Raw genomic sequence first — 304 nt, 5'->3', positions numbered from 1 at the left:
TGCCCAGGCCATCGGCCATAGCCGTCTGGGTCAGGCCCCTGGCGTTGCGCAACCGGCGCAGCCGCGGCCCGGCAAAGATCTTCTGGTCGGCCATCCCAGCCATCCTTGACAAGAATTTACATGGGTAACGCGTCGAGCGCCTGCCCCGACGCTTTTACAATCGTGACAAATTTACAGACCCAGCCTGTCAATGGCAACACAGCTTTTCCTTTATTTCTTGGATAAATTTCTGGTTTTTCTCGCTGCCTTTCGCGCTGCAATGTAAATGGTGTCATACGCAGACGTCGCGAAGCATACCTTTTCG

General features: G+C 54.6%; 1 protein-coding gene. It reads right to left on the bottom strand.

The window, feature by feature from the left end; translation table 11 throughout:
• Positions 1 to 116 precede the first annotated feature (116 nt).
• Positions 117 to 304, bottom strand: a 188-nt coding sequence (locus EN853_RS34440) for a hypothetical protein (RefSeq protein WP_210236102.1), incomplete at its 5' end; no start/stop codon positions are given.

The sequence above is a fragment of the Mesorhizobium sp. M1C.F.Ca.ET.210.01.1.1 genome (genome assembly GCF_004791585.1).
In the GTDB taxonomy this organism is placed as follows: Bacteria; Pseudomonadota; Alphaproteobacteria; order Rhizobiales; family Rhizobiaceae; genus Mesorhizobium.
This window is presented reverse-complemented; position numbering and strand designations above follow the sequence as displayed.